Annotated in this window: 1 protein-coding gene; it reads right to left on the bottom strand. The window is 59.7% G+C overall.

Annotation, left to right across the window (positions count from 1 at the left end):
- Window positions 1-1,081: AAA family ATPase (locus tag B3759_RS02115; RefSeq protein ID WP_291363156.1), on the bottom strand; the 1,081-nt coding region annotated here is incomplete at both ends.

Below are 1,081 nucleotides of genomic sequence, written 5' to 3'. Positions count from 1 at the left end.
GGCCGAGGAACAGGAACGAACCGATCGGACGGTTCGGGTCCTGAAGACCAGCACGGGCACGACGGACTGCGTTAGCCACGGCCTTGAGCGCAGGCTCCTGACCAACGACCCGCTTACGCAGCTCGTCCTCCATGCGGAGCAGCTTGGCGCGCTCGCCTTCGACCATGCGATCCACGGGGATGCCGGTCCAGCGGGACACGACCGAGGCAATGCTCTGCTCGGTGACAGCCTGCGAGACGAGGTCAGTGGCAGAATTACTCTGTTCCTCGTTCTGCGCCTCGGTGATCTTGGCTTCCAGCTGCGGAATGGTGCTGTACATCAGTTCCGAAGCACGACCCAGATCGCCCTTGCGCTGTGCGACTTCTACCTGCGAACGGGCTTCATCCAGCTGCTCCTTGAGCTTCTGAACAGCGTTGACCCGATCCTTTTCCGCATGCCAAGCGGCGTTCATCGCATCGGATTTCTCTTCCAGCTCGGCCAGTTCGGCATCGACCTTCTCAAGACGATCACGGCTGGCGGAGTCATCCTCCTTGCGCAGTGCTTCACGTTCGATCTTGAGCTGGATGACACGACGATCTAGCTCATCGAGTTCTTCCGGCTTGCTGTCGATCTGCATCCGTAGACGGCTGGAAGCCTCGTCGATCAGATCGATGGCTTTGTCCGGCAGGAAGCGGTCGGTGATGTAGCGGTTCGACAGCGTAGCAGCGGCGACAAGCGCGCCGTCAGCGATGCGGATACCGTGGTGAAGTTCATACTTCTCCTTGATGCCGCGCAGGATCGAAATCGTGTCGGCCACAGAAGGCTCGCCAACGAACACGGGCTGGAAACGACGGGCCAGCGCCGCGTCTTTCTCGATGTATTTGCGATACTCGTCGAGCGTCGTCGCACCGATACAGTGCAGCGTGCCACGGGCGAGTTCCGGCTTGATGAGGTTGGAGGCGTCCATCGCGCCATCGGAGCGACCCGCACCAACAAGTGTATGCATTTCGTCGATGAACAGAATGACCTGTCCTTCGGCAGACTCAATCTCCTTGAGAACCGCTTTCAGGCGTTCTTCGAACTCACCCCGATATTTCGCACC

Origin of the sequence: Acetobacter sp. UBA5411, from assembly GCF_002409645.1 — a bacterium.
Lineage (GTDB): Bacteria > Pseudomonadota > Alphaproteobacteria > Acetobacterales > Acetobacteraceae > Acetobacter.
The sequence above is the reverse complement of the archived record's forward strand: the minus strand, read 5'-3'. Positions and strand labels throughout refer to the sequence as shown.